Below are 16,454 nucleotides of genomic sequence, written 5' to 3'. Positions count from 1 at the left end.
CTCCTAATATCTCACAAAAGGTTCCATACCATCCGGAAATCGCGGATTAGCACAGCCGATACATGTAGTATTATCTCCAATGGGCCAATTTACATAACCATTCCACTTTCTTCTTGGACAATCCGTTCTTGTTACAGGTCCTCTGCAGCCAAGTTTAAACATGCAGCCCTCTTCACCAAACTTTCTTGCAAAAATACCTCTGTCAAAAAAGCCTCTTCTAGTACAGTTATCATGTATAGTTACTCCATAAAATAAAATTGGCCTTCCTTCATCGTCTAATTCTGGTTTTCCAAAAGCAACCAAATGAGCTAATGTTCCAATTACCCAATCCGGATGGCATGGACACCCAGGTAGTCTAATGACCTCCTTATTCACAACCTCCTTAACACTCCTGCTTAATGATGGATTAGGCCTAGCTGCTGAAATTCCTCCATAAGATGCGCAGGTTCCTACAGATAAGATGTACTTCGCCTTTTCACCAGCCATTTTAATAGCTTCTAAAGCCGTAATAGGTCGCCCGTCATAATTTGCTATTATATTATATAGGCCATTATCTTTAGTAGACACAGCTCCGTCCACTAATAGAATGAACTCTGTATTCAGAGTATCTAAAAAAGTTTTAAAAGCCCCAGTTCCTTCAGATGTCATTAATGTATTGTTATATGTCAGATTGACTACTTCTGTCAGCATGTGCATTAGACCAGGATTTTCTCCATTCAAAAATGAAATTATATTTCCTGAACAGCCTGTAACTTCTAGCCATATAGCATTTATTTTTTTTATCTGCCTGCTTTTAATCATCCCAATAGCTTCTTCAGTTATTCTCCTGCTGCTTGTTTTTTTTGCGGACTCCAACGGGCAATTAATCGTACTAATAAATGGCATAAGTCCCTTTCTCCTTACCCTGATAAAAAATAGTTTTATATATAGATATTTATATATATAAAAATTTTAAATATACCTTATAAAGAATAATTAAGAGTAAAATAAGTGACAAGGCTCTCCTATTCCTTGTCACTTCGATAAAAAAATATATAAAAAATAGTATAGATCACTAATACGTATCCTCCAAACAATAATGAAAATTTAAATGCATTCCAATTGATATTTTTAGTGAGCTGAGCCAATAAATAGGCCGGCTTAATTATGTCCCAGGAATTGAACCTGAGAAATCTTCCGATATATATAGCGTAACCGCTTAAAATACAGCTGATAATTATCAGCAAGTATGCTTTTATCTTTCCTGCATTTTGTGAAATTACCTTCTGAACAATATACATTGAATACATCCCAAGCAATAAACCAAAATACATTCCGATTCCAATATGTATAATTTTAAGCCAAGGCATAAAATCCATGTTATACATCTGTGGAATATATGAAGAAATCGTCTCTAAATAAAACTTGGTTCCACTAATATGTATAAAATCAGTAACCATATATGGAGAATTAGGCAAAAATAGAAGCCATAGAAACCCAAATACAAATGCTGTAACTTTTTTTTGTTTTTTTACGCTGGCTTCTAAAAACGCAGAAAAAATTAATGGAAGAAATGCTAGGAAAAGATTCCATATCATCATTAGATGTATTAGATCAGGGATTTTATAAAATGTCAGTAAGCTCATGAGTAAATACCCAAAAAAGCATATACTCAGTAATTTAATTTGTTTTACATAATGCAGTTGCAAATCAATTCTCCTCTCGTTAATTTCTGTTAATATTATCTTACCATATTATGCCATATTAAGAAACTAACAATTAGAACTCTATTAATAGAAAGGCACTTCACTATTATAGGAATTTGAAATTCTTATAAATTGTATTAAAGGTGAAGTATCTGCAATCCAAGAAATCATTTCTGCAGTTGCTCCACCTTGCTATGACTTTATCTCTTTACACTTTATAACTTGTTAATTACAATGTTTATCAGTGTCGCTTATGCTCATAAGTTCTTCAGGATAGGGACACCATATAGTTTGATTTATAAGATATTGCTTCTCATACTTAATAGCATAAGTCTTCAAAATATTTATTGGTACACTCAAAGGAAATTTTTCGTCTTTATATTTATTAAAACTATCTAAAATAAATTCTTTTTCCTTTGAGGATAAATTATCTGAAAAGTGCTCCATAATATGCGTAAGAGAATTAATGATATTTGCACTTCTTGGAAGTCTTGCAAAAGCTATTTTTAAATGTTCTCTATACTCATCTATTACCTTATTAAATGGCTGTTTATCGTATTGGGCAACTATTCTTTCTAACAGCTTCTGCTCTCGCTGATGATACGCCATAAGTAGATATTTATTATTGGCTTGAAAATTGACCAGTTGGGCAATTGATCCACTTTCTGTTACCATTCTGAATCTATACATTATATATAATTTTGTTAGGAAATGCTCTCTTATTCTAAAATTAGTAAGCCTGCCTTCCTCTTCAATAGCGAGATAAGTATATTTTGTAATAACTCTATCAGCGAAAACCCCTCTACCCTTAAAGCAGGCTGCACCCTTCTCCCTATTTAAATAAATCTTAACATCTTTTATACCACAGGATGGAGATCTTCCTTTAAGAATAAAACCATCTACTTTACTTAATTTCTTTAGAAAGTCATCTGAGAATATCAACATCTCTTTAGTATATTCCTTTTGGCTTTTAGGTTCATATACAATAATATTGTTCTGTTCTGATATCAATCTAATGGGTTGTCTTGGAATCTCCAAACCTATTTGGGTTTCAGGACATATATCTACAAAGTCTATAAAGTTTCTGAGTTCATCAACAAATTTATCTTTTAACATTTGTCCGTTGTATCTGCATGGTTTAAAACCTAGACAGCTGCTTATAACCACCACCGGTTTTCCATAATAATCCATAATTCCTCCTGATAGCTATAATAGTATTTTACATGATTTTATAAATATATATTATCCAACACCTAAAAATTTATTTAAAAATAAATTTTTAGGTATAATTTTTACAATTTTTGAAAAATTAAACCTTGCAACCTATTAGCTAAATATATTATTATTAATTAAGTAAGCAAACTAATAAATTTGAAAGGATTGATAATTTGAAATCAACAGGTATTGTAAGAAAAGTCGATGAACTTGGCAGAATCGTTATACCTAAAGAAACAAGAGATCTTCTCTTTATTCACGAAGGCGATTCTCTAGAAATCTTTGTTGATGAAAACTCAATATATTTAAAGAAATATGCTCCAGGCTGCAAATTTTGCGGAGATATGAAGAATATTGAGATGTTTAAAGGAGTGTATATTTGCGAGGAATGTAGAAAAGAGTTAAGAGCCGCTGAATAATATACCCGGATTGTGACATTTTAGTATTATTAGTTTAATAGCTTCAATATACATATTTGACAAAACAATTTCTAATGTTTACCTTTACCCATCAGCTCTTAACTACAAATGAAGAATTGATGTCACAATCCGTTATTTTTCCACTACTGGTATTCTTAAAATTGTCATTAAACTTTTCATAACCTCTTCACTCCTGTTTAATTGGAACAATTATTTCTGTTATATATTTTTCTGAATTACCTTTAAATATCTTAGCGCCTTAACTGTAATATTTGTTATTTTAGAGAATTCCCCTATTCTATACACAAAATCACCTCTATATAATTAATATAAACTATCCCCCGCACAGGAGAGTCAAGCCAAAACAAAAAATAGCGGCATCCAACGACTGAAATATGGCTTCTATGGTCACCACCGCTCCAGGCGATCTATGCACAAAATTTTTTGTGGTATATATTGCAATAAAAATTAATAAATGTTATATTTTAATTGTAGCATAATTGGTTACTACTAAATATATTTCATTTTAAATGAAATATATATTTTTTTAATCGCAATGCAACCGATTGCACAATGTGCAATAAACTCTTCTGCTAAGATATGAAGATAAATATTCTTCTGCTAAGCTGAATATACTTTATGTTATGAAAGGTAGGTAATATGATGGAAACTAAAAAAACTCTCCCGAAAGTAGCTTATTTTTGTATGGAATATGCACTAGATGCAGAATTCAGGACCTATGCCGGCGGTCTTGGTATATTAGCCGGTGATTATCTTAAAGGTGCAAAAGACTACGGCTATCCTATGGTCGGAATAGGTATAAAGTGGAAACAGGGTTATTCTGATCAAATGATTGGCAAAGATGGTAAAGCCTTTGATGCATATCATAATTATAATTACGATTTTCTAAAGGATACTGGTATCAAGGTTAATGTCAGAATACGACAGAGAAATGTAGTTTGCAAAGTATGGCTCTGTGATAAATACAATAACGCCCCAATTTATTTATTAGATACCGATCTTCCTGAGAATGAAGATAGCTGGATAACTGGACAGCTTTATGGATGGTTTGGCGAAGAAAGAATTGCTCAGGAAATGGTACTTGGTATAGGAGGTATTAAAGCCTTAAGAGCATTAAATATACCTATAGATGTTTATCATTTCAATGAAGGACATGCTCTATTTGCTGGTTTTCAACTCATAAAAGAAAAGATGGATGGCGGAATGACATTTGATGAAGCTTTTAAGGCTTCTAAAAACGAAATAGTGTTTACAACTCATACCCCAATAATTCAAGGAAATGAATATCATACTCTTGATAGATTGATGTATATGGGTGCAAATTGCGATTTAACCCTTGAACAATTAGTGCAAATAGGCGGTTCTCCATTTAATATGACCGTAGCAGCTCTTCGAATTTCAACAATATCAAATGCAGTGTCCCAGCTTCATAAAAAAACAGCTAATACCATGTGGGCTGACGTAAAAGATCATTCAGAGATAATAGGAATAACTAATGCAATACATTTACCGACCTGGGTAGATAACAATATGATATCCTATGCTGAAAATTATAATAACGATCAAGAAAGTAGAAATGAGCTTTGGGATGCCCATATGAAAAATAAGACTGCCCTTATCGATTTTGTTTATGAGCGAAATGGAGTTAAACTTGACAGTGATAGTCTTCTTATAGGATTTTCTAGAAGAGCTGCTCCTTATAAAAGAAGTAATCTTATCTTTACAAAACCAGAAGTTATTGAACCATTTTTAAAACAGAAAAAGCTTCAAATTGTATTTTCCGGCAAAGCTCATCCGCTAGATGATGTAGGAAAGAAAATAGTTGAAAATATAGTTGAAATATCAAAACGATACCCTGAAGCAGTGGTATTCTTAGAGAATTACGACATGACTATAGGAAGAATGCTTACTCACGGCTGTGATGTTTGGCTTAATAATCCAAGACGTCCACTTGAAGCCAGTGGAACTTCAGGTATGAAAGCTGCAATGAATGGCGTTTTAAACTGCAGTATACTAGATGGATGGTGGCCTGAGGCTTGTCAGCATGGAATTAACGGCTGGCAGTTTGGAGATGGATTTGAAAGTGAAGATTTCGATGTACTTGACTCTCATGATTTAGGATGTCTTTATAAAGTACTTATTGATGATGTTATTCCTACTTATTATAACAATAGGACTAAATGGATTGATATGATGAAAAATAGTATTTTGTCAACGAAAGATTTCTTTTCTGTAGAAAGAATGCTGAAAGAGTACTATGAATTGATGTATATTCCTACGTACAAAGGTAAATAAAATAAGGGGTGAGTGACCTCCGTCGGCTGAAAAATGCCTCCTGCGATCACTCACCCCTTTAACCAACTCTATGTATTTACAAAGTATTATTTTCTATATTACTTCTTCCAAATTTTTTCTTGTTTATTTATTAGTATTTTCTTAAGAGCTATCTTCATATTACTTCGTATATTATATAGTTATATCCTTTTAGTCGCACATACATTTTATGTAAATTTCCTAATTTTGGCAAACTCGGCTAAGCCTCAAACACTACCCAAATCTTAACGAAAATTTGCTGACAATTGCTAAATTCACTCTATATCTCCGTTGGTTAAAGGCCTAAATGGCCTTTAACGGGTTATCTGCGAATGATAATGAGCGTGCTTAGATAACCCCGACTGTAAACATTTCCTATGCCCTGACTCTTAATATTCACAAAATACTCTTATTATACTGCTTCTGTTGCCTTCTTATCTTAATTCACTAACTTCAAAATATATTACTGTCTCTTTTTAACTTCTTCGTAAATACGCTGTACCGTTTTTTTCATTTAGCAGCCACCTTTTCTCCTATTTAGTGGTGTATCTTGATATTAATTTAAAGTTATTCACAATTATTAAAAACACAAGTCGCTAACTGGTAAAAAATTTAGTTTATAGTAATTCAGCACAGCTGAGTTCCAACCTTCACTTTACTCTTTTCTCTCTAATCTTTACTCTACTTAGACGATTCTCTTTCAATCAAAGTTGCTCTTACTATATAATGACTATGCTTATTGGCTTTATTGTTACTTAATTGATCAAGCAGCAGTTTAGATGCATTATACCCTAAGTCATAAGCATTTATTTCTACTGACGACAATGATGGGCTCTGATATACCGCCATTGGCGTGTTATTAAAGCCTACAATTGATATCTTATCTTCAATTTCACATCTCTTTATAGCATTCAGGACCCCGATGGCCAATAAATCATCTGTAGTGATCACTGCATCAGGCGTATTGTACTCTAATATTTTTAGCATAGCACGATAGCCTTCTGTTTCATCAAATGCTGCTGAGTTTATTACCCACTGATCTTTTATTTCCATGTAGTTGTCTATCATCGCATTCTTAAAGCCTTCAAATCTATCTATAGAAACATTTAAATCCTTTGGACCTCCTATAAAGGCTATTTTTCTACGTCCTTTTTTGATAAAGCTCTTTACTACTCTGTACATAGCATCAGAATTATCATTGTCTACCCATGTAACTTCTTCTGACTGTTCTGGCCTTCCAACAACAACAAAGGGGTAGCTTATATCTTTTAAATACTTAATGCATTTGTCATCGTTTCTGGATGTTAGTAATATAATACCATCTACTAATTTACTATTTGTAAATTTTTTTATGCATGTAAGTTCGTCCTTTTCGTTGTTTCCAAAGGAATACATTATGTTATAGTCTCTATCTCTTGACGCTACACTTATTCCTGTCATAAGTTTTATAAAGAAAAAATTCTTGTCAAAATTTTCAGCTTCACCAGGAATAATAAGTCCCAATATTTTTGTAGAATTATGGGCTAAACTTCTAGCGATAGCATTAGGATAGTATTTTAACTTTATAACAGCTTTATTAACCCTATCCTTCGTTTCGTCGCTTATTTTAGGGTTGTCAGCAAGTACCCTTGAAACTGTAGATGGAGAAACATTTGCTTCCTTAGCGACATCTTTTATCGTGACTGCCATATTATATCAACATCCTTCGTCCTTCACTTGATATCGATCCAAATGCATATTTGCATAATAATTTTTAATGTCCTCTTTTTTTCTGTTTCTTCTTTTGCTGTTTCTTTTCAAACTTAATTTTTTCTTGCTGTTCACGTCTTTCTTTCACAACAGCTTTTCGTTGATTTTTTCTATTTTCAAGATCAAGTTTTATAGCTTGTTGCGCCTTTGTACCAATTCCATCATTTCTAACAGTATTTCGTATTTTCCGATGCATTCTTTTGGGATTTATTTTTCTTTCATATACATGATCACTAGAAATTGGTTGACTAAACTTAAGTCTATAGAAATTATTCAAAATAAAATTGTATATTTCATTATCCTTAGGTTCTTCACCAAAAACTACTCTGCTAACTTCAAGTTCATAATTGTTATTCCGTTCAAAAACACCTACCCAAAATGGGTCATCAAAAAAAACTGTTAATTTAATCATTTCTTTCCTCCTGTTAAAAAGCTCATATTAAGAATGGACAACCCCAGGAGGGCAGGTTACTGAAGGATTTCTCCTCATCCGGACTACCAACCGAATCGTGTTTTTATCTCAAGCCATATTTCTCTAATATTATATCACAAAAAAAATGTTGCATCTATGACATTAAGTCCATATTTTGACTCTTTACTCTTTTCTCTTTTAATATAAGTGCCCTGTTACATATTTTCTGAATTCCTGCTGCTGGTCATGGATTAAATCAATGTTTTTATCTCTGCACAGTAAGAACGTTAGCATCTGTAATGGTATAACACATGCAAGTGGTGAAAAAATCTCTCGGTACTCTGATGAAAAGCACATGCACTTATCATTTACGTCTCTACAACCTATAAAGTAACTATATTCAGTTGTATCACAAAATCCATTGAATACTGCCTCAATTTTTTCCTTTTCCTTATCGTATCCTCCTATACAAATACAATAGCTGTACTTGTCTACAGCTAGGTGAGGTCCATGAGTAAACGATTCTATTTCGTGATATGTAGCATTAATATGTAATGTTTCTACAAGCTTTAGCGCTCCTTCAGCACATGTGCCATAATTAGGTCCTGATCCAATTAAATATACACGTTTCATAGCAAGCAGCTCTTTTTTGTTTTTTTCATACCACTGTTCTGAGCTATTAGCTGCAATTTCTATACCATTTAGTATGTTTTCTAGTTCATTAAAATATTCGGCGCATTTTGCATCAGTTATTTTACCCAAACAAAAAGACCCATATACTGCAAAACCAAATAATGCTATAAGTGTCATGTTATGTCCCAATGTGACATAATCCAATTCTTCATGCCCGCAGCCTATATCTACAACACTAGAAGCATATTCTGAGATTGGACTATTCTTATCCGATGTAAATATAATTACATCACTATTAATATTTCTTGCAATTTTCATAGCAGCAATAGTTGATTTGCTTGTACCAGATTGTGATATTCCAATAATTAAAGAATTTTTATAATATTTATAATCGTATGTACTGTATATATTAGCCTCAACAATGGAAGTGCTGATTCCAAGTATATGCTGAAGTGCTATCCTGCTTTCCGTTGCTGCGTTATAAGAAGAACCTGTTGCAACAATAACAATACGATCATACTGTTTATTTCTTATTAATTTCATTGTATCAGCTAATATCTCTTTTTTCTTTGCAATCCAATCAATTCCTTTTTTTGTAGTACTCACAATGTAATCCTTCATAGTAAATGCTGTATTATCCACGATTTTTATACCTCCAACAAGTTAATTGTTTAAATAGACCACTTTTCATTCATATCTATCTTACCATTATAATTAACCATATTGTAGCTATTAATATAAAATTTTATTAATTGATCAGAAGTAACTGTTCAATTTCTTCCTTAGTAACAGGTCTGCTGAATAAATAACCTTGTCCATAATCGCAGCTGTTCTGCTTTAAAAATATCAGTTGTTCTTTCGTTTCTATACCCTCTGCAACGATCTTTAGCTTCAATTCGTGGGTTAGTTTAATTATATGTTCTACAATAAATTCATTTTCACCGATTTTAGATATATTTTTGATAAAATTTCTGTCCAATTTTACTACATCTATTGGCAGCTTTTTTAAATATGTAAGTGAGGAATAACCCGTTCCAAAATCATCTAATGCAATTTTAATACCAAATTTTTTAATCTCTTTGAGAATTTCCATTGACGCATCTATATCCTCCATAACAGCTGTTTCTGTTACTTCAAGCTGAATTTCATCACATTTTACACTGGTATCAGCAACAAGCTGCTGAACTTCTTTTATCAATTCGCTATTAGAAACTCTTTTTCCAGAGAGATTAACCGACATTTTTATATTCTGATGACCTTGCTGCTCCCAATATTTTTTTTGCATTACAGCAGTCCTCAAAGCCCACTTCTCTATATCATATATTAATCCTCTTTCTTCAGCTAGTGGTATAAATTCCATCGGTGAAATTATTCCTTTTTCAGGATGATTCCATCTTATCAAAGCCTCCACGCCTGTAAGTTTACCGCTTGATATGCTTATTATTGGTTGATAGTACAGCATAAATTCCTGATTTTCAATTGCTCTTTTTAAATCAGTTATCATCTTCATTTGTTTTATATTTTGTTCATATATTTTATTAGAATAAAAACAATATCCATCTTTTGATTTCTTTTTAACGTAGTACATTGCAGCGCCCGAATTCTGAAGTAACAAAGAAACACTATTCCCATGGCATGGATAAATAGCCCCCCCTATGCTGCAAGAAATAAAATATTCCTGATTTTCAATAATCCATGATTTTCTTATAGCTTTAAAAATACAATTAATCTTACTTACTATTTGCTTTTCGTCTTTTACATTTTGTATGATAACCCCAAATTCATCACCGCTAAATCTATAAACAAATTCTGTACAATCTTCCATAGCTACGGCTTCCTTTAGACTTTCGGAAATGGACTTAAGAAGAATATTCGCTGATGAATGGCCCACTGTATCGTTTACATCCTTAAAATTATCTATATCAATATAAAGCAGTGCAAATGGTGTATTATTTCTAATTAAATTATCTGCCTTTTCTTCAAACAAAAAACTATTTGGCAAACCTGTAAGCATATCATAATATGCAAAACTATTTAGCTTGTCTTCTATGCGCTTTTGCTGAGTAATATCTGTATGAGAACCTGCAATTCTTATAGCTCTACCATTCTTATCCCTAATAGCATTTCCTTTACTTAATATGAATTTATATTCTCCATTTTTACATACCATTCTATAGACATTTTCATAGACTCCGTCTTTTGATGTCAAATATTTTTCTAGTGCTGAGATAGCTTCCTCTCTATCCTCAGGGCAAAGTAAATCCTGCCAAGCCTCGAATGTGTTATCTACCTCAGAATCTTCAAATCCTAAATAGCTTTTCCATTTTGGAGAAAAGTACATTATACCATTAATAATATCCCAATCCCAAATACCGCACTCAGCACCTTCTACTGCTAATTTATATCTAGTATCTCTTTCTATCAGTGCATCTCTTTGCTGCTCTATCTCACAAAATTGTTTTTTTAACTTTTTTTCTAGCATAATCAAATCTTTGTTGCTTTTGTTCAGCTGCTGAACGTTCATAAATATTTTATCTAATGCTAACTTAAATAAATGAATTCTTCTAAACATAACATCATATAAAAATAACATACTTATAACAATATAAAACCATCCTTTATACATTGAAATTAATTTATATGTATGAACATCTTTCACTACTCTGCTTAGCACCTCGTCTGAAATAAAAATCCAGAGCATTGCCAGCATGCCATAAATAACTGTTATTTTTATGGTCTCAAGAAACGGATTTATCTTATCTTTAGTATTAGTATAATAATCTATACTCTCCGATTTAATCATAAATTTCAAAAAAAAAGATTTCGCCCTTCTATATAATTTCATAAATTTATTCTCCAATTTATTAAAATTTGTACTAGATATTCTGAAGTTAATAGATTTTAAAGAGCGTTTTTTCACAAAACAGCTCATAATGTTGAAAAATTAAATTATATGTCATAAAATACCCGAAAATTTTAATTTAATTAAATTTTATCAAATTATAGTTATAAATTCAACTATATATGCTTTTTAGTTCAAAAAATACTTATGGGGTTTTGATTATCAAATCAAGACCCCATACCTATAAATGTTGAATAAGAGAGTGCATCTAGAGAAAAGATGCCAAAATAGATAAAATAAGCTTTAACTTTTCTTTTGTAAGTATTATTATTTTAATTTATATAAGAAATCGGCTTATCATTCTATATCTAAATTATAACGTTATTAAATAAAAAGTATATTATACTAAAGTATACTTTAGTCTATTTTAGGAAAAAAAATAGAAAAAACATTATTTATGACATTTCTTCTATAAAGTTAGATTACACCCTTCTCTTTTAATATATTCAAAGCTTTTGTTTTATTTTGTACTTGGAGTTTTGAATACACTGAAGAAATATGCTTTTTTACTGTTATTAATGCAATATTTAACATTTGAGATATTTCTGTCTGTTTGTATCCTTTATCTACAAGCTGCATAACCTGAGTTTCTCTTGGTGTTAATTCTATCTCGTGATTCATAGCAGTATTCTTTTTATATTGTCTACAAAATTTCATACACTCTGGAAGTATTTCTTTCACATATTCATCAACATTTTGCAGTTCCTTTAGCATTGATATTATATGAGGTGCTAGCTCAGCAAAACATGCTACTATATGATCCTGTCTTGCTAAATCTATAGCTTCCAGTAACAGTTTTTTACCTTTTTCAACATTATGAGTATTATACTGAGAGATTGCTTTAAATATATAAGCATAGATTAACCCAAATATACTATTTTTTTGTTCTTGAATCATTATTTCAGCATGTATATCAAGTTTAATAAAGTTTCCTTGACATATTATAGCCATTCCCTGTGCTATATACTTGGTGGTCATAATAGGGAGAATTTGTTCAAATTCATAATCCTCAATATCATTTATATTATTAGGTATGCCTGCAGGATTACCCATAATTCCATTAATATACGCCTTTGCAAAATCAATACTATTAAGCCATCTTGGGAAATTCATTGTCTCATACTCATCAATTAAATCATTATATGTTTTTTGTGCCTCACTAATATCATTATCATATATACAAATCCTTACTAAAAGAAACAATGAACATATCATAATACTGGATTGTTTTTTAGAATTTGCTTTATATAGAGCCTTATAAGCATATATTTTCCCTTTCTGACATTCACCAGTTTCGAAACAGTATTCGGCCTTCATAAGATAGTTTACTCCCATAGCACCACCGTTTGATATGTGAATGAAATATTTAGATGCTTGTACAAAATAATCTACCATAGCTTTTAGTTGTCCGCATTTTGTATGATATAAGCATAGGAAATGCGGTGAACCAAATGTAACGGGCATTTTGTTATTTGCTATCCTGGAAGTTCCGCCATCTAATAGCTCATATGCCTTTTTATGATAAGCCGTCATCTTTTTCACATCATCAAACATAAACAAGCTTTCTAAAAAAGCAATTTCTCCTAATATAGCTCTTTTGTTCACTAACTGATCATCAGCTTCATATATCTCCTTTGCATGAAATAACAGTTTTCTTCCATCTATGACGTTCTCATATAGTATATAAAAAAATATGTATGTCAAATATGCTATTGGTCTGTTAATTTTTTCTTGCATCGTAAGTTGATCAAAAACAGGGTTAATAATTGTTTGACGTAAATTAGTAAGAGCAATCGTATGAGTGTATTCTATTAGATCGAGTACACGGGAAAAATTCTTAGCTTTATAGTAATAGATAATTGCAGATATATCATCGTTATTCTTATAACACCAATTACCACAATTGTTATATATTTCATATATGTCAATATCTGATGTCAGAAGTTCTTCCTTAAGTGCAGTCCTTAAAATAGAATGTAATGTATATAGCTTTAGTTTATTGTTATATTTAATAAAACAATTATTAGATATGAGATCTTTAATCACCTTACTGCACTTTCTATTACCAGTAATGTATATAGCTTCTTCCAAAGTAAAGTCATCTATGAGTGACAATTTTTGAAGCGTTTTTTTAGTAATTTCATCAAATTTAGAATATACAGCAGTTTTAATAAGTTCTGTAGCTTTAGGTATATCTTCAAAGTTATGTTCATTGTAGTATTGGAGCATAGATAGATAGGTCGCTGATACCCACCCGCCTGTGTATTCAAATACTTTTTTTTCATCTTCTGGGTTAAGTTCTATTCCGTTTATATTAAAAAACTCTACAGTTTCTTGAAGTGTAAATGTTAAAGCTTCCTGCTGCATTATTATGCATTTCTGCTTTAATTCAAGTTCTATATATTCCGGTGCAGGTCTATTACGACTTATGATAACTATGTGAAGATTAGGTATAGAGTTAAGTGCTAAAGACTTAAAAAAATTATTTAAGTAAGTAGCCTTTTTGTCATCCCAATCATCAATTATTATTACTGTTTTATGTGTTACTTCACTCCGAAGTAATTCTATTACTTTATAAATTCTCTTAATGCCCTTAGGAACTCCATAGTGTCTAAGCTTTTTACTAAGCTGTGGGTCTGTCACCTTCATTCTATTGCAAAATTTATTCCATATCCATATTTCATCATTAGGTTCACTTCCTATATCAAACCATATCGTATAAAATTCTCTACATTTCTCCAGAAAACTTTTTACTGCAGTGGTCTTTCCATAGCCCATAGAGGCTGATATAAAAAATATAGGAACGTCAAACATTCCTGACAGCTCATTTTCAATACGCTTTCTATTTAGTATCTTGGGATTAAAATTTTCATTATTCACAAATTCCACCTCGATGTATATCGATTAATTACGAATTTACTATTGAAAATTTATACATATAATCATAAAAAATGATTATTTACTTTCATTTACAATATATATATTTTATTAGATTGTTTACATAATAATTCACAAACAATACTACTATACTTTCTAAATTAATTCAAGTTTCTCTAAACTCTTTAATATTCTCCACAAGATTTTCTTACTATAAGTTTAGGCTCTAATATAATCTTTTCATTTGTTGGGCGTTGATTTTCAACCCTTTTTAACAATACCTCCGCTGCCATTTTTCCCATTAGACTGCTGTCTTGATCAACAGTAGTAAGGGGAACCGGCAGCATCGCAGATTGTTCGATATTATCATAACCTGCAATGCCTAATTCTTTTGGAATGTATATTTTATTCATATAGCAATATTTTATTACTCCCATAGCAACGGTATCATTAATGCAAAAGATACTATCCACTTTCTTATCTATAAGCCTTTTTGCTGTATTAAATCCGTCATCAAATGTGGCGTTCGTATTGACCACTATGTTCTCGTCATACTGTATATGATTTCTTTCTAATACATCCATATAAGCCTTAAATCTTTTGTTAGACGCAGTTGAACTTTTATCTCCTAGTATTATTCCAATTTTTTTATATCCTTGTTTTACCATATGTTCAATTATCTTAGTACCACCGTCATAATTGTTACTAGCTATAAAACTTACATCCAGACCTTCCGCAAAGTTATCTGCCATAACAATAGGAATATGTTTAGCAAATTGTTCATAATCTTTTTTTTCAGGTCTTACAGGAAGTATTATTATTCCATCTACCCTTCCTTCAGCAAGAAAATCCAGATACCCTTTTTCATTGTTCTTCTTTCTATCACTGTTACAAAGTATAAGTCCATATCCATGTAACTCCAAATATGTGCTTACACCCTTACTAATTCCTGCATAATACTGATTTGTTATATCCGGAATAATAAGTCCAATCATATTAGTCTTCTTTGTAATAAGACTCTTTGCAGCAGAATTTCGCCTATATCCCAGCTCCTCACAAGCTTCAAGTATCCTCTTTCTCGTAACCTCAGATATCTCGTTACTATTATTAAGTGCACGCGATACGGTCATAGCTGAAACGCCACAATACCTTGCAACATCCTTTATATTAGCCATAGTTACACACCCTCCTAAAAAGTAAAAAGAGAAATGTTGCAGCACTACGAAGACTGATACGTTCATTAAGCACCTGTAACACAAATTCTATGCAAATTCCTAATTGAGATAAACTCGATTAACGCTTCAAACACTGCCCAAATATTAATAGAAATTCACATAAAATTCGATAACAATTGCTAAACTCACTCTATGCCTTCTTCGGCCGCAACATTTCCTATGTCCTGACTCTTAATCTTTGTATAATTCTTATATTTTGTTACTAAGGAGTAAATAATTTTTTTGATTTTTTTATGAACAAAAAAGCTATTACAGCAAGAATTAGTAATATAATCTCTACCAGCCATAAATTAGTGATAACTTTCAGCTGATAAAGCATTGCAGGTACATCAATGAGTGCATGAAGAAATATAGCTAGAAAAAGATACTGTATTTTTTTATTATTAATACAGTAAAGTACTAGTATAGAAAGTGCTATCTGAATAGCTAATGTACATACTCTTTCAAATCCTATTGCCAGGAAAGTACTAGATGGTGCCATAAGCATCGTCTTTATCTGACTGGCTGTATCTGCAGGTATACTTTTGCCTATCAGCTTATTAAATTCACCAGAATTAATCATTAAAGATATATTAATATAGTTTATTACTGATAATACACCAATAAGTACAGCTTCTGTACCTCCATGGCCTACTCCAAAAGCTACAGCATCCTTCCATTGTCTGTATTTTGTCAGGAATTTTTTGTAGATAACAAACCTTCCTACCTCTTCAAAGATGCCAGCCATAAGCACAGCATACACAAGAAGTAAAGCTTGATTTTTTATTACATTTGCTGAAATTACTACAGTATTTATAGATCTTTCAAGCATCTGTGAAAATAATATAAAACATATAAATCCAAATATAATTGGTTTTTTATCTATAGCCTCTTTTTTATTCAGATAAACAATTATACCGGTAATAACAGCTATGATTATTATACCTGATATCGTCATATTTACGATAGATGCTGTGCTTATCATATAAACTCCTCCTTAAGTATATGTAATTT

At 31.5% G+C, this 16,454-nt stretch carries 12 protein-coding genes; 2 read left to right on the top strand and 10 right to left on the bottom strand.

Annotation, left to right across the window (positions count from 1 at the left end):
• Positions 1-3: 3 nt before the first annotated feature.
• The 3 genes from CLORY_RS12630 to CLORY_RS12620 form a co-directional block, all read right to left on the bottom strand.
• The gene (locus tag CLORY_RS12630; RefSeq protein ID WP_079424973.1) at positions 4-885 is read right to left on the bottom strand and encodes a hydrogenase small subunit; all 882 of its coding nucleotides are present in this window, start codon (positions 883-885) and stop codon (positions 4-6) included.
• A 119-nt stretch (positions 886-1,004) separates the two neighbouring features.
• Positions 1,005-1,625, bottom strand: a complete 621-nt coding sequence (locus tag CLORY_RS12625; RefSeq protein WP_139376030.1) for a DUF1361 domain-containing protein — start codon at positions 1,623-1,625, stop codon at positions 1,005-1,007.
• A 285-nt stretch (positions 1,626-1,910) separates the two neighbouring features.
• The gene (locus tag CLORY_RS12620; protein WP_079424969.1) at positions 1,911-2,876 is read right to left on the bottom strand and encodes a YbgA family protein; all 966 of its coding nucleotides are present in this window, start codon (positions 2,874-2,876) and stop codon (positions 1,911-1,913) included.
• 197 nt (positions 2,877-3,073) lie between these two features.
• On the opposite strand from CLORY_RS12620, the gene CLORY_RS12615 reads away from it, so the two are divergent.
• Together CLORY_RS12615 and glgP are read left to right on the top strand one after the other, a co-directional pair.
• Positions 3,074-3,319, top strand: coding sequence for an AbrB/MazE/SpoVT family DNA-binding domain-containing protein (locus CLORY_RS12615; RefSeq protein ID WP_079424967.1), 246 nt, complete (start codon positions 3,074-3,076; stop codon positions 3,317-3,319).
• 663 nt (positions 3,320-3,982) lie between these two features.
• Positions 3,983-5,635, top strand: coding sequence for an alpha-glucan family phosphorylase (gene glgP, locus CLORY_RS12610; RefSeq protein WP_079424965.1), 1,653 nt, complete (start codon positions 3,983-3,985; stop codon positions 5,633-5,635).
• A gap of 699 nt (positions 5,636-6,334) precedes the next feature.
• On the opposite strand, the gene CLORY_RS12605 is transcribed toward glgP, so the two are convergent.
• From CLORY_RS12605 to CLORY_RS12575, 7 genes are all read right to left on the bottom strand, one after another.
• Positions 6,335-7,342, bottom strand: a complete 1,008-nt coding sequence (locus tag CLORY_RS12605) for a LacI family DNA-binding transcriptional regulator (protein ID WP_079424963.1) — start codon at positions 7,340-7,342, stop codon at positions 6,335-6,337.
• Positions 7,343-7,406: 64 nt separating this feature from the next.
• On the bottom strand, positions 7,407-7,814 hold the full coding sequence (locus CLORY_RS12600) for a YjdF family protein (protein WP_079424961.1): 408 nt from the start codon (positions 7,812-7,814) through the stop codon (positions 7,407-7,409).
• Positions 7,815-8,012: 198 nt separating this feature from the next.
• On the bottom strand, positions 8,013-9,089 hold the full coding sequence (locus CLORY_RS12595) for an SIS domain-containing protein (protein ID WP_079424959.1): 1,077 nt from the start codon (positions 9,087-9,089) through the stop codon (positions 8,013-8,015).
• Between the two features lie 106 nt (positions 9,090-9,195).
• Positions 9,196-11,292, bottom strand: a complete 2,097-nt coding sequence (locus CLORY_RS12590; RefSeq protein WP_169911619.1) for a bifunctional diguanylate cyclase/phosphodiesterase — start codon at positions 11,290-11,292, stop codon at positions 9,196-9,198.
• 474 nt (positions 11,293-11,766) lie between these two features.
• Positions 11,767-14,229 (bottom strand): helix-turn-helix transcriptional regulator, encoded by a 2,463-nt coding sequence (locus CLORY_RS12585; RefSeq protein WP_079424955.1) that lies wholly within the window; start codon positions 14,227-14,229, stop codon positions 11,767-11,769.
• A 182-nt stretch (positions 14,230-14,411) separates the two neighbouring features.
• Positions 14,412-15,401 carry a LacI family DNA-binding transcriptional regulator gene (locus CLORY_RS12580; RefSeq protein ID WP_079424953.1) on the bottom strand — a complete coding sequence of 330 codons (990 nt, stop codon included), beginning with the start codon at positions 15,399-15,401 and terminating at the stop codon, positions 14,412-14,414.
• Between the two features lie 262 nt (positions 15,402-15,663).
• Positions 15,664-16,425, bottom strand: a complete 762-nt coding sequence (locus CLORY_RS12575) for a YhfC family intramembrane metalloprotease (RefSeq protein WP_079424951.1) — start codon at positions 16,423-16,425, stop codon at positions 15,664-15,666.
• Between the last annotated feature and the right edge of the window lie 29 nt (positions 16,426-16,454).

Source organism: Clostridium oryzae (assembly GCF_002029235.1).
In the GTDB taxonomy this organism is placed as follows: Bacteria; Bacillota; Clostridia; order Clostridiales; family Clostridiaceae; genus Clostridium_AE; species Clostridium_AE oryzae.
Note: the sequence above shows the minus strand (reverse complement) of the source record. Positions and strands in the feature narration are given on the sequence as shown.